General features: G+C 57.3%; 17 protein-coding genes. 11 read left to right on the forward strand and 6 right to left on the reverse strand.

What is annotated here, in order from left to right:
• Window positions 1-151: 151 nt before the first annotated feature.
• From H5P17_RS08555 to H5P17_RS08575, 5 genes are all read right to left on the reverse strand, one after another.
• Window positions 152-1192 carry an oxidoreductase gene (locus tag H5P17_RS08555; RefSeq protein WP_182822367.1) on the reverse strand — a complete coding sequence of 347 codons (1041 nt, stop codon included), beginning with the start codon at window positions 1190-1192 and terminating at the stop codon, window positions 152-154.
• Between the two features lie 81 nt (window positions 1193-1273).
• Window positions 1274-2191 carry an arabinose operon transcriptional regulator AraC gene (gene araC, locus H5P17_RS08560; RefSeq protein ID WP_020826722.1) on the reverse strand — a complete coding sequence of 306 codons (918 nt, stop codon included), beginning with the start codon at window positions 2189-2191 and terminating at the stop codon, window positions 1274-1276.
• A gap of 104 nt (window positions 2192-2295) precedes the next feature.
• Window positions 2296-3279, reverse strand: coding sequence for an L-arabinose ABC transporter permease AraH (gene araH, locus H5P17_RS08565; protein WP_044550746.1), 984 nt, complete (start codon window positions 3277-3279; stop codon window positions 2296-2298).
• Window positions 3280-3296: 17 nt separating this feature from the next.
• Entirely contained in the window at window positions 3297-4832 is a 1536-nt protein-coding gene (gene araG / locus H5P17_RS08570) for an L-arabinose ABC transporter ATP-binding protein AraG (protein ID WP_182822369.1), read from the reverse strand.
• A 60-nt stretch (window positions 4833-4892) separates the two neighbouring features.
• Window positions 4893-5876 carry an arabinose ABC transporter substrate-binding protein gene (locus H5P17_RS08575; RefSeq protein WP_182822371.1) on the reverse strand — a complete coding sequence of 328 codons (984 nt, stop codon included), beginning with the start codon at window positions 5874-5876 and terminating at the stop codon, window positions 4893-4895.
• Window positions 5877-6237: 361 nt separating this feature from the next.
• Here H5P17_RS08575 and H5P17_RS08580 point away from each other — a divergent pair, with 361 nt between their 5' ends.
• The 6 genes from H5P17_RS08580 (at window position 6238) to rsxC (ending at window position 13699) form a co-directional block, all read left to right on the forward strand.
• Window positions 6238-7923 carry a ribulokinase gene (locus H5P17_RS08580; RefSeq protein ID WP_182822373.1) on the forward strand — a complete coding sequence of 562 codons (1686 nt, stop codon included), beginning with the start codon at window positions 6238-6240 and terminating at the stop codon, window positions 7921-7923.
• Window positions 7924-7957: 34 nt separating this feature from the next.
• Window positions 7958-9463 (forward strand): L-arabinose isomerase, encoded by a 1506-nt coding sequence (gene araA / locus H5P17_RS08585; RefSeq protein ID WP_044550732.1) that lies wholly within the window; start codon window positions 7958-7960, stop codon window positions 9461-9463.
• A gap of 159 nt (window positions 9464-9622) precedes the next feature.
• Window positions 9623-10063 carry a DUF2569 domain-containing protein gene (locus H5P17_RS08590; protein WP_182822375.1) on the forward strand — a complete coding sequence of 147 codons (441 nt, stop codon included), beginning with the start codon at window positions 9623-9625 and terminating at the stop codon, window positions 10061-10063.
• A gap of 144 nt (window positions 10064-10207) precedes the next feature.
• Complete coding sequence (gene rsxA / locus H5P17_RS08595) at window positions 10208-10789, forward strand: electron transport complex subunit RsxA (RefSeq protein ID WP_004938443.1); 582 nt, start codon at window positions 10208-10210, stop codon at window positions 10787-10789.
• Window positions 10789-11361 (forward strand): electron transport complex subunit RsxB, encoded by a 573-nt coding sequence (gene rsxB, locus H5P17_RS08600; RefSeq protein WP_174574139.1) that lies wholly within the window; start codon window positions 10789-10791, stop codon window positions 11359-11361. The genes rsxA and rsxB overlap by 1 nt, the downstream gene beginning before the upstream one ends.
• Window positions 11354-13699, forward strand: a complete 2346-nt coding sequence (rsxC, locus tag H5P17_RS08605; protein WP_182822378.1) for an electron transport complex subunit RsxC — start codon at window positions 11354-11356, stop codon at window positions 13697-13699. Before rsxB ends, rsxC begins: the two co-directional genes overlap by 8 nt.
• Before the next feature lie 154 nt (window positions 13700-13853).
• On the opposite strand, the gene H5P17_RS08610 is transcribed toward rsxC, so the two are convergent.
• Complete coding sequence (locus tag H5P17_RS08610; protein WP_182822380.1) at window positions 13854-14747, reverse strand: helix-turn-helix domain-containing protein; 894 nt, start codon at window positions 14745-14747, stop codon at window positions 13854-13856.
• Between the two features lie 380 nt (window positions 14748-15127).
• On the opposite strand from H5P17_RS08610, the gene rsxD reads away from it, so the two are divergent.
• The 5 genes from rsxD (at window position 15128) to dtpA (ending at window position 20313) form a co-directional block, all read left to right on the forward strand.
• The gene (rsxD, locus tag H5P17_RS08615) at window positions 15128-16213 is read left to right on the forward strand and encodes an electron transport complex subunit RsxD (RefSeq protein WP_044550710.1); all 1086 of its coding nucleotides are present in this window, start codon (window positions 15128-15130) and stop codon (window positions 16211-16213) included.
• Between the two features lie 9 nt (window positions 16214-16222).
• Window positions 16223-16852: an electron transport complex subunit RsxG gene (rsxG, locus tag H5P17_RS08620; protein WP_044550707.1), complete on the forward strand. Its 630-nt coding sequence runs from the start codon at window positions 16223-16225 to the stop codon at window positions 16850-16852.
• On the forward strand, window positions 16849-17547 hold the full coding sequence (locus H5P17_RS08625; protein WP_020826711.1) for an electron transport complex subunit E: 699 nt from the start codon (window positions 16849-16851) through the stop codon (window positions 17545-17547). The genes rsxG and H5P17_RS08625 overlap by 4 nt, the downstream gene beginning before the upstream one ends.
• A complete protein-coding gene (nth, locus tag H5P17_RS08630; RefSeq protein ID WP_020826710.1) occupies window positions 17547-18188 on the forward strand; it encodes an endonuclease III in 642 nt (213 codons plus the stop codon). The genes H5P17_RS08625 and nth overlap by 1 nt, the downstream gene beginning before the upstream one ends.
• Window positions 18189-18792: 604 nt before the next feature.
• Entirely contained in the window at window positions 18793-20313 is a 1521-nt protein-coding gene (dtpA, locus tag H5P17_RS08635; protein WP_044550701.1) for a dipeptide/tripeptide permease DtpA, read from the forward strand.
• Window positions 20314-20354: the final 41 nt, after the last annotated feature.

Here is a 20354-nt window from a genome sequence, read left to right on the forward strand (position 1 = left end):
GGTTTTTCCCCCTTTGTGTTATTAGCCGAAAATCAATAAATTGATTTTCCTGGTTTATTTTCAAAACCTTTAGCGCCTGCCGCCAAACATTATATGTTTGTCAGCCGTCTCAGGGTTCGGCACGCCGAACCCTGAGAATAAAGCGCCGCGCTTAGGCGACCGGCAGCGCCTTTTGTTGTTTCGCAGATTCCATGCCCAGTTCAATCATTTCCATCACTTTGATGGCCTCGCTGGCCGTGACCGGGTTTTCGCCCTCACCGTTAATGGCATCGCGAATAGCGGCGTAATAGGCTGGATAATTGCCTGGAATGCTAAGCAAAGGTTTTTCCGCCAGCACGCCATCACGTGACAATGTCACTACGCCGTCACGCATATCGTAACCCCAGTCAGCCTGCGGCAAACGCTCGCCCGCTTTGAGGCGGTCTTCCTGCGGATCCAGCCCAAATTTGATAAAGCTGCCTTGAGTACCGTGCACGATATAACGTGCGGTTTCCGCCGCGGCCAACACCGTGCCGTGCAGAACGACCCGGCGTTTGCCGTAGTTCAATATCGCGTGGAAATAGTCCACCGATTGTGCGCCCGGACGCAGTTCACCCAGATCGACAAACAGCGTTTCCGGTTTGCCGAACAGTTGCAGTGCCTGATCGATCAGATGCGGCCCCAAATCGTACCAGATGCCGCTACCGGCACCGCCCAGCTCACGCCAGCGCTGACGTACTTCCGGGCGGAAACGGTCGAAATGAGACTCGAAATAAACCACCTCACCGAGCGCGCCTTCTTTCAACAATGCCTTGAGCGTCAGAAAATCACTGTCCCAGCGGCGGTTGTGGAACACCGACAGCAGTTTGCCGCTCTGCTGCGCTTGCTGCTCCAGCTGCTGCGCCTGTGACAACGTCACGGTGAAAGGCTTGTCCACCACCACGTGCTTGCCGGCCGCCATCGCCTGCTGCGCCAGAGGGAAATGGGTATCGTTGGGAGTAGGAATGACGATCAGATCGATAGAGGGGTCGTTAAACAGCGCCTGCGGATCGCTGACCACCGTCATCGATGGCCAGTCTGCGTGCACTTTGCCGGCATCGCTGCTGGAAACGGCAGCCAGCTCTACGCCTGGGGTGCCGACAATCAGCGGCGCATGAAAGGTTTTGCTGGCATAGCCGTAACCGACCAGCCCAACCCGAATTTTTTCTGCCATGGTGTTTCCTCTTACTGGCTCGCAATAGACCAGTCAGATTTGACACCATGACGCTGGCGGGAACAAGAAGTAAATGTAATGTTAATTTGTAGCCACAGCATAAGGCGTCTCACGCTGATTCCTGGCCGGGTAGTTTATCTCCAGGCTACGGCGACGAAAATCGCTCGGGCTGACCCCAACCCGTTTGCGGAACACGCGGGAAAAATAGAGCTGATCGTCATAACCCACCACCCGGCCAATGGTGGCAATCGACTCCTGCGTGGTCTGCAACAGCAGTTTGGCGCGGATCACCCGCTGATCTTCGCGCCAGCGCAGAATATTGATGCCCACCTGCTCACGGAACAGATGCGCCAGGCGCGAAGGCGACAGGCAAACGTGGCGCGCCACTTCGTCAATGCGCAACTCACCGGCCAGGTTGCCGGTGATAAACTGGCAGGCCTCTATCACCCGGGGATCCATGATTTTCTGCGGGCTGAGCGGGTCCTCTTCCATCGCGCGCAGCAGCAAACGCTCCAGCAGGTTCATCCCCAACTCTTCGGCGAAACGCCGGCCGGAACGCTGCGTTTGCTCGATATTGGCGAACAGCCGATCGAACTCCAGCAGCAAGTTGTTGTTCGGCAGCGTCAAGCGCCCGACTTCGTGGGTCTTGCTGTGCCATTCCAGCCAGTCGGCCCAGTAGGCCCGCGGTCGGAAATACACCCAGCGGTGATACCAGCAGTCGCTGTCCGGCGAACGCCCATAGTAATGCGCCGCCTTGGGAGGAAACAGCAGCAGATCGCCGGGGTTGCAGTAAAGGGTGTCCTCACCGTCAAACACCTTGCCCTGGCCCTTGATGGTCAGGTTGAGAATATAGCCCTTCATGCCGCCGGGGCGGTCGATAAAGAAATCCAGCGGGCCGTCCGCCATGATGGGCGTCAACCCCGCCACCAGATAGGCGTTAAAGGTGTAACCCGGCAACAGCGGGTTCGGCTGCGGTTCCTGTGCCATGCGATGGTACATCTGTCCTCCCGGAACGGCTGATAGAACTGTCCTGAACAAGTGTATCGGCACGGCAGAGAACTGCCTGAGCCGATAACAGAACTGTGAACGGGGTTGCCGATTTTCTAAATCCGACGCTTGGCCTGCTGCTTGTAACGGTCAAAAATCACCGCCGCCAGCAAGATCACACCGCGCACCACATACTGCGAAAACGGTGAGATATTCAGCAGGTTCATGGCGTTTTCTACCGTGCCGAGGATCAAGATACCGGCGATGACGTAGGAGATTTTACCGATACCGCCTTTTAACGAAACCCCACCCAGTACGCAGGCGGAGATCACTATCAATTCATAGCCGATCGAGGTCATTGGCTGGCCGCTGGTCATGCGCGAAGCCAGAATGATGCCGGCAGCGGCGGAAACCAGCCCGGACAGCATAAAGATCACAATCTTGGTGCGTACCACCGGTACCCCGGCCAGTCGGGCCGCCTCCTCGTTGCCGCCAATCGCCAGCGTATTGCGGCCAAAGGTGGTTTTATTGAGCAGGAAGCCGAACAGGATCAGACAGGCTACGGTGATCCAGATTGGCGCAGGCAACCCCAGCCAATTGGCATAACCCAACGTAAAGAAGCGCTCGTCTTCAATGCCTACCGCTTTCCCATCGGAAATGATGTATGCCAACCCGCGAAAAATCTGCATGGTGGCCAGGGTGGTGATCAGCGCGTTGATTTTCAGCCGGGCGATAACAAAACCGTTGATCAACCCGGAGACCATTCCCAGCAGCAAACCGGCGCCCACGCCGATCCACAGGCTTTCGGTCATGTTGATCACCACCGCGGTCGTGACCCCGGCGCAGGCAATCACCGACGCGACTGACAGATCAAAGTCGCCGGAGGCCAAACAAAACAGCATGCCGCAGGCCACCATGCCGGACATGGATATCGCCAACCCCAGCCCTTTCATATTGATAAATGAGCCGAAATTAGGCACAAACAGCGCGCAGGCGATAAACAGCACCGCGAACACCACTAGCATGCCGTAGCTGTCCCAGATCCGCGCCAGCCCCTGGCCGCTGCGGTTTTTCACAGAATGGGTCGTTATGGTCGACATCTCTTTCTCCTTCACTTTCAGGCCACCGCCGCAGCGGCATCGGGGGCAATCTCGGGGGTGCGCAGCATCGCCAGACTGAGGGCCTTTTCCTCACTGGCTTCGTCATGCAGTAATTCACCGGACAGGGCCCCTTCCCGCATCACCAGGATACGGTCCGCCAGCCCCAGAACTTCGGGCAAATCGCTGGAAGCGAACAGCACCGCGATGCCGCGCTGCGCGAGCTGGTAAATGACGTTATAAATCTCGTGTTTGGCGCCAACGTCAATGCCGCGTGTCGGTTCATCCAGCAGGATCACCTTCATGTCTTCCGACAGCCAACGGCCCAGAATCGCCTTCTGCTGGTTGCCACCGGACAGGTTCATAATTAACTGCTCGGCACTGGGCGTTTTGATATTCAACGCACGTATATGATGCTCGGCGTTGCTGACCTCCCAGCCAGGGTTGATCAGGCAACCTGCACGGATGCTGTTACGCCGCGCGCTAATGTTGATATTGTCGCGCACCGAATGCACCGGGATGATGCCGTCCGCCTTGCGGTCTTCCGGACACAGCATGATGCCGGCGCGGATCGCGTCAATCGGCGAACGAATGACAATCGCCTGCCCGTCCAGCATCAGTTGCCCGGCAGTAACCCGTGTGGCGCCAAAGATGCCCTTCATCAACTCGCTGCGGCCGGCGCCGACCAGGCCAAATAGCCCGACTATCTCCCCGGCCCGCACGTTCAGATCGATCGGCGTTTTCACGCCGGGCGCTTGCAGCCCCTTGAGATCCAAACGCACCGGCCCCAGTTCACGCGGCTGATAGCCGTAGACGTCACCGAGATCGCGCCCCACCATCGCCTGCACCAGCTGCGCGTTATCGACCTGACGCATATCGTCAAAGGTGCGTACATAGCGGCCATCTTTAAACACGGTGATGGCGTCGCTAAGAGCAAAAATCTCCTCCATGCGGTGCGAGACATACAGGATCACGCGCCCTTCAGCGCGCAACTCGCGGATCACCCGGAACAGCTGCTCGATCTCCCGAGCGGACAAAGAACTGGTGGGCTCGTCAAACGCGATTACCTTGGCGTTGCGCGCCAGCGCTTTGGCGATTTCCACCATTTGCCACTGGCCGATCGACAGGTATTTCAATGGCGTATCCGGATCGATATCCAGCCCGAGATGCTCCAGTTGAAGCCGGGACTCGTAACGCAGCAGCTTGCGATCCACCAGCCCACGCCGGGTCGGCAGTTGGCCGAGATAAATGTTTTCCGCCACGGTCATTTCCGGCACCAGATGCAGCTCCTGGTAGATGATCGCCACCCCGGCATCCAGCGCGTCGGTAGTGCTGGTGAAGGTAACCGGCCGCCCCTGCAGCTGAATTTCTCCCTGAGAAGGCGAATAGTTGCCGCTGAGGATTTTCAACAGCGTGGATTTCCCGGCACCGTTTTCCCCCATCAGCGCGTGGATCTGCCCGGCCTGACAGCTAAAGCTGATGTCATCCAGCGCCTTCACGCCCGGGAAGGTTTTGCCTATGCCTTTAAACGCCAAATACGGCAGCGCGGTGGTCATAGTGTTTTCCTCCTGCAGTTAAAAACGCCGCCCGACAACGTGCTGTGGGCGGCTCGGTATTTACATCAGGCCTTTCTTCTGCAGTTCGGTTTTAAAGTTGTCACGCGTGATCAGCACCACGTCTGTCACTTCGGTGAATTTTTGCGGTTCTGCCCCTTTCTCGACCCAGTCATGCAACATCTGGATGCTCTTGTAGCCGTGAATATCCGGACTTGGCAGCAGCGAACCGTAGAAGCCGGTCGCCTGAGCCTTGGACAGCTCACTGACCGCATCCACCCCGTTGATCCCGATGCCAATGACGTTGGGAGCCTTGAATCCCTGGCCTTCGGTAGCGCGCACGCCGCCGAGCACGGTGTTGTCGTTCATGCCGACAATCAGCCAGTTCTTCACTTCAGGATGCTGCACCAGCATCGAGTTGGCGGCGTCGAACGCCCCCGGGATGTCGTTGGATTTGGTTGGCACGCGGTAAATCTGCTTTTCCGGGAAACCGGCGGCTTTCAGTGCGGCAATGGAACCGCCGGTGCGGCGACGGGCCGTGTCCAGCTCATCGGCGGTAATGGCCATCACGGCGGTATCCGGCAGCTTCCAGCCGCGCTTGTTCAGCTCTTTCCACAGCTCATCCCCCTGGCGTTCGCCGATTTTGGTGGCGGCCATCATCACCAGCGGCACGCTGTCCATAGGCTTGCCTTTGGCGGTAACAAACTGGTCGTCCACCGCGATCACTTTCAGATTGTAACTGCGCGCCTTGGCGACGATCGCCGAGCCCAATTTCGGATCCGGCGTGCAGATAACAAACCCTTTGGCCCCGCTGGCCGCCAGACTGTCGATGGCATTCAGGGTCTTCTCGCCGTCCGGCACCGCGATTTTAATCACCTCAAACCCGAGATCCTTACCGGCCTTGTCGGCAAATTTCCATTCGGTCTGGAACCAGGGCTCCTCCGGCTGCTTGACCAAAAAACCCAGCTTCATGGTCTCGGCGATAGCCGAATGTGACATAACGGCCGCCAGTCCCAGTGTCGCCAGCGCCTTAGTGAATTTATGCATGATGCTCTCCGCTATTTTGTTCTCTGTGGCGACGAAACCCGCTCGCGGTGAAAACGTTATCATTAGAGTAATGGCTGTTGGTGTAGCGCTTATCTCGCGGCATTGCCTTACAGCCGGGGTAAGACGGCTTAAGTTTTAGCGGGTATTTGTTGCTGAAATGTAGAGCGCTATCACATCCGTGGAATACAGCAGATATGTGCATATATTTAGCGAATTTCGCCAAGCGCCAACTTATGACCGCCGTCACAAAACCACTGGGGGAAGCAGAAAAGTGCATACTTCCAGCCAATGACTCCTCACCTGCTCACCGCTTAGGCTCCTATGGTTGTCACAGCGTATTAACACATCAGGAGTCAACATCATGACGGCAGGTGCTATTGCCCTGGGTTTGGACTTCGGCAGCGACTCGGTGCGGGCGTTGGCGGTCGACTGCCAAAACGGTGCAGAGCTGGATACCGAGGTGGTTTATTACCCCCGCTGGCAGCGCGGTGAGTTTTGCAATGCGTCGGAGAATCGCTTTCGTCACCATCCGCTCGACTATATTGAAGCCATGGAACAGGCGATCGTCAGTCTGGTGCAGCGCATGACTCCGGCGCAACGGCTGCAGGTCGTGGGTATCGGCGTCGACTCAACCGGCTCCACCCCTGCACCGATCGACCAACAGGGCCAGGTATTGGCGCTGCGGCCAGAATTTGCCGACAACCCAAACGCCATGTTTGTGCTGTGGAAAGATCACACGGCGCTCGAAGAAGCGGATGCCATCAATCGGCTCTGCCGCAGCGGCAAATTTCCCGATTATTCCCGCTATATCGGCGGCGTTTACTCCTCCGAATGGTTCTGGGCCAAAATTCTGCACGTCACGCGACGGGACGCCGAGGTACGTCAGGCGGCAGCCTCCTGGGTGGAGCTGTGCGATTGGGTGCCGGCGTTACTTTCCGGCACCACCGCCCCACAGCAGTTGAAACGCGGGCGTTGCAGCGTAGGCCACAAAACCTTGTGGCACCCCGACTGGGGCGGCCTGCCGCCAAAACCTTTTTTTGCCGCACTCGATCCCTTACTGATTGAGCATTTGCCCTACCCGCTGTTTGACGACTGCCACACCGCCGAGCTGCCGGTCGGCACACTGAGTGCCGAATGGGCCGCACGCCTCGGATTGCCAACCACGGTGGTGCTGTCAGGCGGCGCCTTCGACTGCCATATGGGCGCAGTAGGCGCCGGTGCCCAGCCTTATACCCTGGTGAAGGTGATTGGCACCTCTACCTGCGACATCCTGATCGCCGATCGCCAGCGGGTGGACGGACGCGCCATCGAAGGCATTTGCGGCCAGGTCGACGGCAGCGTGGTGCCGGGGTTAATCGGTATGGAAGCAGGACAGTCCGCCTTTGGCGATATGTACGCCTGGTTCGGTCGCCTGCTGAGCTGGCCGCTGCGCGAAGCGGCAAAAAGCCAACCGCAGCTGCAGCCCCAATTGCAACAGATAGAAGCCGGCATGCTGGCCGCGCTGACCGAGGCCTGGGCCGAAAAACCGTCACTGGATCATCTGCCGGTGGTGCTGGACTGGTTTAACGGCCGCCGCACGCCCTATGCCAATCAACGTCTGAAAGGCGTGATCGCCGATCTCAACCTCGGCACCGATGCGCCGACGCTGTTCGGTGGCTTTATCGCTGCTACCGCCTTCGGCGCCCGCGCCATCATGGAGTGCTTTGAGCAGCAGGCTATTCCGGTGGACAACGTACTTGCGCTGGGGGGGATTGCGCGTAAATCACCGGCGATCATGCAGGTCTGCGCCGACGTGATGAACCGACCGCTGCAGATCGTGGCCTCCGACCAATGTTGCGCGCTGGGCGCGGCTATCTTCGCCGCCGTGGCGGCCGGCCATTTCCGCAGCGTGCCCGAAGCACAACGCCACATGGCCTGCGGCATCGAACGCACTCTCCAGCCGGATCCGCAGCGCGTCGCCCGTTACCAACAGCTTTATCAACGCTATCAGCAATGGTGCCAGGCCGCCGAGCCGCGCTATGCCCCAAACGCCGGTTCAGCCTGCTGAACCCCCATTTCGACATGACAATTCAGGAGTCTCCATGGACGCATTCAAGCAGCGCGAAGTCTGGTTCGCCATCGGCAGCCAGCACCTGTATGGCCCGCACACCTTGCAACAGGTCAAGGCACACGCCGAGCAGGTGGTGGAAAACCTCAACCGCGAGGCAGGATTGCCGGTAAAACTGGTGCTGAAACCGCTGGTCACCACACCGGATGAAATCACCGCACTGTGCCGCGACGCCAACTATCAGCCACAGTGCATCGGCATCATGGCCTGGCTGCACACCTTTTCGCCGGCCAAAATGTGGATCGCCGGACTGTCTATCCTTCACAAGCCGCTGTTGCAGTTCCATACCCAGTTCAACGCTCAGGTCCCCTGGGACAGCATGGACATGGACTTTATGAACCTCAATCAGACCGCACACGGTGGCCGCGAATTTGGCTTTATCGGCGCGCGCATGCGTCAGCAGCACAGCGTGATAGCCGGCCATTGGCAAGACCCCGAGGCGCACCGACGCATTGCTCAGTGGATGCGGGCAGCCACCGCCAAACAGGCCAGTCAGCAGTTGAAAGTGGCCCGCTTCGGCGACAACATGCGTGAGGTTGCCGTGACCGAAGGTGACAAAGTCGGGGCGCAGATCCAATTCGGCTATTCGGTGAATGCCTATGGCATCGGTGATTTGGTCAGCGTGATCAATGAAGTCAGCCGTGGCGATGTGGCTACGCTGATTGAAGAATACGAAGCCAGCTATGTTTTGAGCGATGCGGCGCAAATCAACGGGGAAAAGCGTGAAAACCTGCTCGACGCGGCGCGAATCGAATTAGGCATGAAGCGCTTCCTCGAACAGGGTAACTTCCAGGCCTTCACCACCAATTTTGAAGACTTGCATGGCATGAAGCAGTTACCGGGGCTGGCGGTACAGCGCCTGATGCAGCAGGGTTACGGCTTCGGCGGCGAAGGCGACTGGAAAACAGCCGCGCTGTTGCGCATCCTGAAAGTGATGGCGCAGGGACTGGAAGGCGGTACCTCATTCATGGAGGATTACACCTACCATTTCCAATCGGGCAACGATTTGGTGGTCGGTTCGCACATGCTGGAGGTTTGCCCATCGATCGCCAAAGAACAAAAACCGCTGTTGGATATACAACCGCTAGGTATCGGCGGCAAGGCGGATCCTGCACGGCTGATTTTCTCCACGCCGGCCGGTGCGGCGATCAATGCCAGCCTGATCGACCTGGGCGACCGATTCCGCCTGCTGGTCAATCAGGTGGATACCGTGGAACAACCGCATCCGTTGCCCAAGCTGCCGGTGGCGCGCGCCATCTGGCGGGCTCAGCCAACGCTTGCTACCGCCGCCGAAGCCTGGATCCTGGCGGGTGGTGCACACCATACCGTGTTCTCACAGGCGTTGGATGCCGACCTGCTGCGACTTTACGCAGAGATGCATAATATCGAGTTTGTGACGATCGACCACAATACCAGCCTGCCGGCGTTCAAAAACGAGCTGCGCTGGAACGAAGCCTACTATCAGCTTAATCGCCGTTAATCGGCCTGCTACCGGCGGCTTATCATGCCGTCGGTAGCCAAACGTGCTGCACCGGCCTCCTGGCGCCGACCATCCGCTTGATATTGATGACGAAGCCCGTATTACCCGCTAAGCTATGCGGCTGTCACATTGAATCATGTCTTACCCAGGAAGCCGTTTATGTCTCAAGCTGATTACAGCCGTATTGGCGGTTGGTTGCTGGCCCCGATGTCCTACCTGATTGTCACCCTGCTGAGTGCCAGCCTGATGCTGCTGCTGTATTGCATGGCGATTTTCATGCCGGAATCGCGCGAATACCTGTTGACCAACGCTCAGGCATTTAGCCTACAGTGGTATTTTTCAGTGCTGACCACGATGGCAATGTGGTGCTTTACGCTGTGGCTGCTGTGGCTGTTCTGCCATCGTTCGCAACGCTTCCCCAAGTTTTTCCTGCTGTGGTTGCTGATTACCGTGTTACTGGCGGTCAAAGCCTTTGCTTTTGCGCCGGTACCGGACGAGTTGGCCGTACGCAGCCTGGGTTGGCCCCTGCTGATGGCGGCACTGTTGGTGCCTTATATGAAGCGATCCAAGCGGGTCAAAGGGACCTTTACCGAACGCTAGGCGCGTTGTGGCACGTTTTGTGCGTATGATTGTGTAAATTTTCGCCAAAAAAGGGCGAAAAGAGCAATAACCTTGCTATCACTGTGTTGTGGTCAGGCCGCCAATTCCCGATAATAGGCGGCTTTTATTTTTTTAGGCATCGCAATGACCGAATACCTGCTCCTGTTTGTCGGCACCGTACTGGTGAACAACTTCGTCCTGGTGAAGTTCCTCGGCCTGTGCCCGTTTCTCGGCGTTTCCAAAAAACTGGAAAGCGCCATCGGCATGGGGATGGCCACCACCTTTGTCATGACGCTGGCCTCCGTCAGCGCCTGGGTGATCAACACCTTTATCCTGGTTCCGTTGGATCTGGTGTATCTGCGCACCCTGTCATTTATTTTGGTGATCGCCGTCGTGGTGCAATTTACCGAGATGGTGGTACGCAAAACCAGCCCGGCACTGTATCGCTTGCTGGGCATCTTCCTGCCGCTGATCACCACCAACTGCGCGGTGCTTGGCGTGGCGTTGCTTAACGTCAACCTCGGCTACAACTTCCTGCAGTCTGCGGTATATGGCTTCAGCGCCGCCGCCGGCTTCTCGCTGGTGATGGTGCTGTTCGCCGCGATCCGTGAGCGTCTGGCGGTTGCCGACGTGCCTGCGCCATTTCGTGGTTCTTCCATCGCGTTGATCACTGCCGGGTTGATGTCTCTGGCCTTTATGGGCTTTACCGGGCTGGTGAAATTCTAATGACCACGTTATGGATTGCGATTGCTGCGCTCAGCGCCCTCGGCCTGTTGTTCGGGCTGGTGCTGGGCTTCGCCGCGCGCCGCTTTGAAGTGGAAGAAGATCCGGTGGCCGAGCAGGTCGATGAGATCCTGCCGCAGAGCCAATGCGGCCAGTGCGGTTACCCAGGGTGTCGCCCTTACGCCGAGGCGGTGGCCAACGGTGAGATGATCAACAAATGCGCCCCCGGCGGCGAGCAAGTGATGCTGAAATTGGCCGAATTGCTCAACGTCGAGCCTCAGCCGCTGGGCAGCGAAGCCGCCGCCGAGCCGGTGCGCCAGGTCGCTTATATTGATGAGGCCAACTGCATCGGCTGCACCAAGTGCATTCAGGCCTGCCCGGTGGACGCGATAGTTGGCGCCACCCGCGCCATGCACACCGTGATTACCGATCTTTGTACCGGCTGCGACCTGTGCGTCGCACCGTGCCCTACCGATTGTATTGAAATGAAACCGGTCGCCACCACTACCGCCAACTGGAAGTGGGATATGAAGACGATCCCGGTGCAAGTGATCCACGTGGAGCAACATGCTTAATTTGTTCGCCGCTTTCAAAAAAGACCGGATTTGGGATTTCGACGGCGGGATCCATCCCCCGGAAATGAAAACCCAGTCCAGCGGCGTACCGCTGCGTACCGCCCCGCTGCCCGATACCTTTGTGATCCCCTTGCAACAGCATTTGGGACCGGAAGGCGAGCTGTGCGTCAAAGTCGGCGAGCAGGTGCTGAAAGGCCAGCCGCTGACCGTCGGCCGCGGCCGTACCGTGCCGGTGCACGCACCGACCTCCGGTACCATCAGCGCCATTAAACCGCATATTACCGCTCACCCTTCAGGGCTGGCAGAACTGTGCGTAATTATTCAGCCGGATGGCGAAGACCGTTGGTGCGAACGCGCACCCGTGGCGGATTACCGTCAACTGCCTACCGGCGAACTGATCCAGCGTATTCATCAGGCCGGCATCGCCGGGTTGGGTGGCGCAGGTTTCCCCACTGCCAGCAAGCTGCAGGGCGGCATGAACGGGGTAGAAACGCTGATCCTCAATGCCGCGGAATGCGAGCCTTATATCACTGCCGATGACCGTTTGATGCAGGAGCATGCCGATCAAGTGATCGAAGGCACGCAGATCCTGCGTCACCTGCTGCAGCCGAAAGTGACGCTGATCGGCATCGAGGACAATAAGCCCGAAGCGATTGCAGCGTTAAAACTGGCGTTGCGCGATCAACCGGGCATCTCGCTGCGGGTGATCCCAACCAAATATCCTTCCGGCGGCGCCAAGCAGCTCACCAAGATCCTGATCGGCAAGGAAGTGCCGCACGGCAAACACTCCTCCGCTATCGGCGTGCTGATGCAAAACGTCGGGACAGCCTTTGCCATCAAGCGCGCCATTGTCGACGGCGAACCCTTGATCGAACGCGTGGTCACCCTTACCGGTGAAGCGCTCAGCCAACCGGGTAATCTGTGGGCGCGCATCGGCACGCCGGTGCAGCACCTGCTGAACTTTGCCGGCTTCCAGCCGCAGGCCCAACAAATGGTGGTCATGGGCGGCCCGCTGATGGGCTTCACCCTGCCCGCGCTGAACGTGCCGATCGTAAAAATCAGCAACTGTATTCTGGCCCCTTCCGTCACTGAAATGGCGCCTCAGGAACCTGAACAGTCCTGCATTCGCTGCGGTTTATGCGTTGATGCCTGCCCGGCAGGCCTGTTGCCACAGCAGCTTTACTGGTTCAGCCGTGGCGAAGAACACGAAAAAGCCCGCAAGCATAACCTGTTCGACTGCATTGAGTGCGGTGCCTGCGCCTTTGTCTGCCCCAGCAATATTCCGCTGGTGCAGTACTATCGCCAGGAAAAGGCCGAAATCAAAGCCATCGATCAGGAAGCCGCGCGCACCGCCGAAGCCAAGGCGCGTTACGAAGCCAAATTGGCTCGTCTGGAACGTGAAAAACTGGCGCGCGAAGAGCGTCACAAGAAAGCGGCCGTCAAATTGACCGACGGCGATCAGGATGCGGTACAAGCCGCCCTGGCCCGCGTGCGCAGTAAAAATGCTGCGCCGGCAACCGGAACAATTAGCGGCGATGCCCCGGACAATAGCGAGATGATCGCAGCCCGCGAAGCCCGTAAAGCCCAGGCGCGTGAACGTCGTGCTCAGCAAGATGCAGCCGCCGCCCCAGCGACGTCTCCTGCTGTAGAGGGCGAAGATCCACGTAAAGCTGCAGTTGCTGCTGCGTTAGCCCGGGTTAAAGCCAAGAAAGAAGCTCAGCAAGCCGGCGCGGTTGAAACGCCTGCTGAACCAATAGCTGTGGCGCAGGAAGAAGATCCACGCAAGGCAGCCGTGGCCGCTGCATTGGCACGGGTCAAAGCTAAGAAAGCTGCTCAGCAAGCCGAATCGGTTGGAACACCTGTTGAATCGATAGCTGTGGCACCGGAAGAAGATCCGCGCAAGGCAGCCGTGGCCGCTGCATTGGCACGGGTCAAAGCCAAAAAAGCGGCCCAGCAGGCCGAAACCGTTGAAGCACCGACAGAACCGGTAACTGCCGCGCAGGAAGAAGATCCACGCAAGGCGGCGGTTGCGGCGGCCATTGCGCGCGCTAAAGCCAAGAAAGCCGCGCAGCAGGACGAAACCGTTCAATCGCCGACAGAACCAGCAACTACCACGCAGGAAGAAGATCCACGTAAGGCGGCGGTTGCGGCGGCCATTGCGCGCGCTAAAGCCAAGAAAGCCGCGCAGCAGGCCGAAACCATTCAATCATCGGCAGAACCGGTAACTGCCGCGCAGAAAGAAGATCCACGCAAGGCGGCGGTTGCGGCAGCTATTGCGCGCGTCAAGGCCAAAAAGGCTGAGCAAAACCTGGCCACGGCGGAAACCGATAAAGAGTAGCGGAAAGCGGCGCCTTGCAAAACGCAAGGCGGCCCTGGCTGTGTCACTCAATAATGAATGCGTGAGCGCCGCCAGCGCGTGATGTGTGAGTGGGTCAAACGGTCGGTTCGTAACACAGGGCGCGTTCAGATGGCCCCGCCCTTCGGGTCGCGCCCTAATCAATAGAAATCAGATAGGTATAATCAACGTCAATCTGGCGCATTTTGGAGTCCTGATTCCACGCCTTGGGTTGAATAATTTCCATCTCCACGCTTCCTTTCACTTTATCACGCAGTCCCGGCATCACGTGGGTAATCAGATAAGCAAAGAATTGCGAACACTCTTTCGCGGTGCCCAGATGATTAATAGAAATATATTCACGGCCGGTTATAGGGATGGTGTCAATCTGGTAGCCCGACAAAATATCCTGTTTGTTCTCGGGATCCACCGCCATGATGTGGGTGGCCGAATATTCGGTGTCCCCCCGCTTGAGCACTGAATGGATGCTGTACACCCGATGGCAATCCACGCTTAATCCGCGGAAGAAATCGGTGAAAATTTCATCTTTCATCGCCATACAGGACGAATGTTCGATCTCGGTTTCCGAGGCGAAATCCAGCTGGCGTGAAACCCCCACAAGCTGCATATCCGGCAGCGTCAGGCGTTTGATCTCCGGGTAGTAATCGGCGGCAAAATTGGCATCGAAACTAAAGCGCGGCATCAGGTTCTTTACGTCCCACGTGTCCATCGAACGATACCGGTTCGGCGTAGTGTCGAAACGCTGTTTGAACATGCGCGTAAAGGTTTGTTGGGAATCAAAGCCCAGCTCGTCTGAAATATCGATGATAGACCGGTGGGTGATACGCAGTGCCACCGCTGCACGCGTCAGAATACGTGAGCGAATATAGGTAGCGAGCTGAATACCGGTGATGCGTTTAAATTTGCGTTGCAGATGCCACTTGGAATAGCCGGAAATACGCGCGACTTCGTCCAGATTAGGCCGTTTTTCCAGATGTATCTCAACCCACTCAATCAGTTCTTCAATAAAAAATACATCTTCATTTGTCATTAATGTACATTCACTAACTTAATAATACACGGGATAATAACCCACATAGATTATGCAAAAGTTGTTATTTTGTGCGAAAAAATGGCCTCAAAATACCCTGCAAATCCAGTGGTTATCGCCTGTTGCCGGCCAGTGATGCCGACGATTTTTCTTTTGACCGACCAAGCTACCCCGCTTTTGCCGGCAAAAAAAATCCAATTGCGCCATTAGAAATTTCCCCCTCGCGTACACCCCGTGCTAAAAGCCGAATACCCGCACAATTAAGACGTATTACCCTCGCAGTGATTCAGGTAGAATGCAGCGCTATAATTTTTCCTGCGACGCCTCTGAGAGGCGCGTTGAACCTGCCGATGTACGGCAAAGATAGGTGTAGTTATTCTATGAAGTTCAGGCCGGTACAACCCACAGCCGCCAAAGGCTTGCACATCGCCAGTTCCCCCTTCACCCATAACCAGCAGAGCACCAGCCGTATTATGCTGTGGGTCATGCTGGCTTGTATTCCCGGTGTCGCGGCGCAAGTGTGGTTCTTTGGCTACGGCACTCTGATTCAAACCGCCCTGGCAATGCTGGTCGCCCTGCTGGCCGAAGGCGCTATCCTCGCCTTGCGCAAGCTGCCGGTTCGCACGCGTCTGGCAGATAATTCTGCCCTGCTGACCGCCTTGCTGCTGGGTATCAGCCTGCCGCCACTGGCGCCTTGGTGGATGATTGTCATCGGCACCTTCTTTGCCATCGTCATCGCCAAGCAGCTGTACGGTGGTCTCGGGCAAAACCCGTTCAACCCGGCGATGGTCGGTTACGTGGTGCTGTTGATCGCCTTCCCGGTACAAATGACCAGTTGGCTGCCGCCGGATGAACTGCGAGCCACCGCGCTGTCGTTCCAGGATACCCTGCTGGCGATCTTCAGCGGCCATACCTCGCAGGGCGCCACCATTCATGAACTGCAAATGGGCATCGACGGTATCAGTCAGGCCACCCCGCTGGACGGTTTCAAAACCGGGTTGCGCAGTGGTCATAGCGTCGAACAAGTGTTGCAGCAGCCGCTGTTTGGCGGCGCTTTGGCCGGTATCGGTTGGCAATGGGTCAACCTCGGTTTCCTGGCCGGCGGGCTGTTTATGCTGGCTCGCCGCCTGATCCACTGGCAGATCCCGTTCAGCATGCTGGCGGCTATCGCCGTGTGCTCCGGGCTGGCCTGGTGGCTTGACCCGCTGCAGCAGGCATCGCCGCTGATCCATCTGTTTTCCGGGGCCAGCATGTTAGGAGCGTTCTTTATTGCTACCGACCCGGTCAGCGCGTCCACCACGCCAAAAGGCCGCCTGATTTACGGCGCATTGATTGGCGTGCTGGTGTGGCTTATCCGTGTTTATGGCGGCTACCCGGACGGCGTTGCCTTCGCCGTTCTGCTGGCCAACATTACCGTACCGCTCATCGACCACTACACGCAGCCTCGCGTGTACGGCCATCGCTAAGGAGCCATGATGCTGAATTCAATGAGAAAGCATGGCACCACGCTGGCAGTGTTTGCCGCAGTGACTACCGGTCTGACCGCGGTGGTGCATAGCCTGACGCAAAAAACCATCGCCCACCAGGCGGCATTGCAGCAAAAAGCCCTGCTTGACCAGGTGGTGCCACCGGAACACTACGACAACGACATGCAGACCGAGTGCTTCCTGATCAGCGATCCGGCGCTGGGCAACAGCGCCCCTCACCGCCTGTATCTGGCGCGTAAAAACGGTCAACCTACGGCAGCCGCGGTAGAAACCACCGCGCCGGACGGCTATTCCGGCGCCATTCAGCTGCTGGTCGGTGCCGATTTCAACGGCACCGTGCTGGGCACCCGCGTGGTCGAACACCATGAAACGCCCGGATTGGGCGATAAAATTGAGCTGCGTATCTCGAACTGGATTTCGTTCTTTAGCGGCCAGAAAATTGAAGGCCCGGACGATAAACGCTGGGCGGTGAAGAAAGACGGCGGTATGTTCGATCAATTCACCGGCGCAACCATCACACCGCGCGCGGTGGTCAACGCCGTTCGGCGCACGGCATTGTATATGGAAACGCTGCCGCCTAAACTTGATAGCTTACCCGTGTGTGGAGCCAGCGAATGAGTGAAGCCAAAGATCTGATTGTCCAGGGGTTGTGGAAGAACAACTCCGCACTGGTGCAGTTGCTGGGGATGTGCCCGCTGCTGGCAGTGACCTCCACCGTGACCAACGCCCTCGGGCTTGGGCTGGCGACCACCCTGGTTTTGACGCTGACCAACGGCTCCATTTCCGCGGTGCGTCGCTGGGTGCCGAATGAAGTGCGTATTCCCATTTACGTCATGATCATTGCAGCGGCGGTCAGCATCGTGCAGATGTTGATCAATGCCTATGCCTTTGGCCTGTATCAATCGCTGGGGATCTTTATTCCCCTGATCGTCACCAACTGTATCGTGGTTGGCCGCGCCGAAGCGGTAGCCTCTAAAAAGCCCATCGGTTTGTCGGCGCTGGACGGCCTGGCAATCGGTCTGGGGGCAACCGGCGTGATGGTGACGCTAGGTGCGATGCGTGAGTTGCTGGGCAACGGCACCCTGTTCGACGGTGCCGATATGCTGTTGGGCAGTTGGGCCAAGGTATTGCGCATTGAGGTGGTTCACTTTGACAGCCCATTCCTGTTGGCCATGCTGCCACCGGGGGCCTTTATCGGCCTGGGCCTGCTGCTGGCGTTGAAATACCTGATTGATGAACGGATGAAAGCGCGTACGGCCAAAGCCTTGCTGGCCGAACCGACGCTGGGACAAGGACAGACAGAGAAAGCCTGATGAACAAGCAAAAACGGCTGGAAATTCTTACCCGGCTGCGAGACAACAACCCGCAGCCGACCACGGAACTGGTGTACAGCACGCCGTTTGAACTGCTGATCTCCGTGCTGCTCTCCGCACAGGCGACCGACGTCAGCGTCAACAAGGCCACCGCCAAGCTTTATCCGGTGGCCAATACGCCGGCCGCCCTGCTGGCCCTGGGCGTCGACGGCGTCAAAGATTACATCAAGACTATCGGTCTGTTTAACAGCAAAGCCGAGAACGTGATCAAAACCTGCCGCATGCTGTTAGAGCTGCACGGTGGCGAGGTGCCGGAAGATCGCGCCGCGCTGGAGGCCCTGCCTGGCGTCGGTCGCAAGACCGCCAACGTGGTGCTTAATACCGCCTTTGGCTGGCCGACCATTGCCGTAGATACCCATATCTTCCGCGTTTGCAATCGCACCCGTTTCGCTCCGGGCAAGAACGTCGATCTGGTCGAAGAGAAGCTGCTCAAGGTGGTGCCGGCCGAGTTCAAGGTCGATTGTCACCACTGGTTTATCCTGCACGGCCGCTATACTTGCATCGCGCGTAAACCTCGCTGTGGCTCCTGCATCATTGAAGATCTTTGTGAGTTTAACGAGAAGGTTTATCCCGACGCCTGATCGCTCCCCCGGGCGCAACGAGCGCCCGTCTCTTCCTCACCCCCATTGACCTATTTTTTATCGGAAATGTGATATCAAGCAGCAGTAACCTTGGTGTTCTCGCGGATTTCAGTAGAAAACCCAATTCCCGCTTATTTTCAAGCGAAAAATTAGTCAAAAATTGCGGTAAACCTCACGTTTTAAAGATCACATTACCGTCACAAGCGCCAGCCCCGTTTTCTTAAATTTCTATAATTTTACAAAATGCGTCATATGCACAACAATCCAATGGATTAATCACCCCACCTATTGATATGGACTAATAAAACCCCATTCAGCAGAATATATCACTGTTTAAATTCCGTATAGCTTTTAATCAAAACAAAAACTCGGCAAAGCAAATAAAGACGAACGTTAATGCTGCATAACATTTGCAACATGGTTGTTTCACTCCGCGAGCGTTATATGTAACAGGATATGACAAACGCCTTGCCTCGTTGACAAAGATAGTGAACATTAACCGCCGTCATCCCATCCTATAACAACGCAGAAGGATGCAGTCCTGCATCACCTTTTGCAATTTCTCGTCTCTCTGGGACGGGGCAGTGAAAAATCAGAGGTACCAGTGTCAACAGCAAACAACAACAGCGAACAACCTGAAAGCGTGAGTCTTAACGCCTTCAAACAACCCAAGGCGTTTTACCTGATCTTCTCTATCGAGCTGTGGGAACGTTTTGGCTATTACGGCCTGCAAGGCATCATGGCGGTATATCTGGTCAAAATGCTTGGCCTGAGCGAAGCCGACTCGATTACCCTGTTCTCCTCCTTCAGCGCACTGGTGTACGGCTTTGTCGCCATCGGTGGCTGGCTCGGAGATAAAGTACTGGGCTCCAAGCGCGTGATCGTGCTGGGTGCGCTGGTGCTGGCCGTCGGCTACGCCATGGTGGCCTATTCCGGCCATGAAATTTTCTGGGTGTACCTGGGTATGGCGACCATCGCCGTGGGTAGCGGCCTGTTCAAGGCTAACCCATCCTCCCTGCTGTCAACCTGCTATGAGAAAGACGATCCGCGTTTGGACGGTGCATTCACCATGTACTACATGTCCGTCAATATCGGTTCTTTCCTTTCCATGTTGGCCACCCCCTGGCTGGCGGCGAAATACGGTTGGAGCGTCGCGTTCTCACTGAGCGTGGTCGGTATGCTGATCACCCTGGTCAACTTTATGGTGTGCCACAAGTGGGTTAAACAGCACGGTTCCAAGCCTGACTTCAAACCCCTGCAGGTGAAAAAGCTGCTGATGGTGCTGGTTGGCGTGGTCGCTCTGGTAGCCATTTCCAGCTGGTTGCTGCACAACCAGGTGATTGCCCGCTGGGCACTGGCGATTATCTCCATCGGTATCGTTATTGTGTTCGCCAAAGAAACATTTGCGCTGCACGGTGCTGCGCGCCGCAAGATGATCGTCGCCTTCCTGTTGATGCTGGAAGCGGTCGTCTTCTTTGTGCTCTACAGCCAGATGCCGACCTCGCTGAACTTCTTCGCTATCCACAACGTGGAACACAGCATCCTCGGTATTGGTTTCGAACCCGAGCAATATCAGGCGCTGAACCCGTTCTGGATCATGCTGGCCAGCCCTATTCTGGCGGCGCTGTATAACAAGATGGGTGACCGTCTGCCGATGCCGCACAAGTTCGCTTTCGGTATGATCCTGTGTTCCGGTGCCTTCCTGGTACTGCCGTGGGGTGCCAGCTTCGCCAACGAACAGGGTATCGTGTCGGTTAACTGGCTGATCCTGAGCTATGCGCTGCAGAGTATCGGCGAACTGATGATCTCCGGTCTGGGCCTGGCGATGGTGGCGCAGTTGGTACCACAACGCCTGATGGGCTTTATCATGGGCTCGTGGTTCCTGACCACCGCCGCTGCCGCGCTGATTGCCGGTAAGGTCGCCGGTCTGACCGCCGTGCCAAGCGACGTCAACGACGCGCACGCATCGCTGGCTATCTACAGCCACGTGTTTATGCAAATCGGTATCGCTACCGCCGTGATCGCCATCCTGATGATGCTGACCGCGCCGAAGCTGTACCGTATGACGCTGGACACCGCTGAAGATACCAACAAGAAAGCACAGGCGGCCGCTGCGGCCAACTGATCGCCCGCGAGGTTTCCATCGCAATAAAAAGCCGGGGCAAT

It is taken from the genome of Serratia sp. OS31 (genome assembly GCF_014164835.1).
Taxonomy (GTDB): Bacteria; Pseudomonadota; Gammaproteobacteria; order Enterobacterales; family Enterobacteriaceae; genus Serratia; species Serratia liquefaciens_A.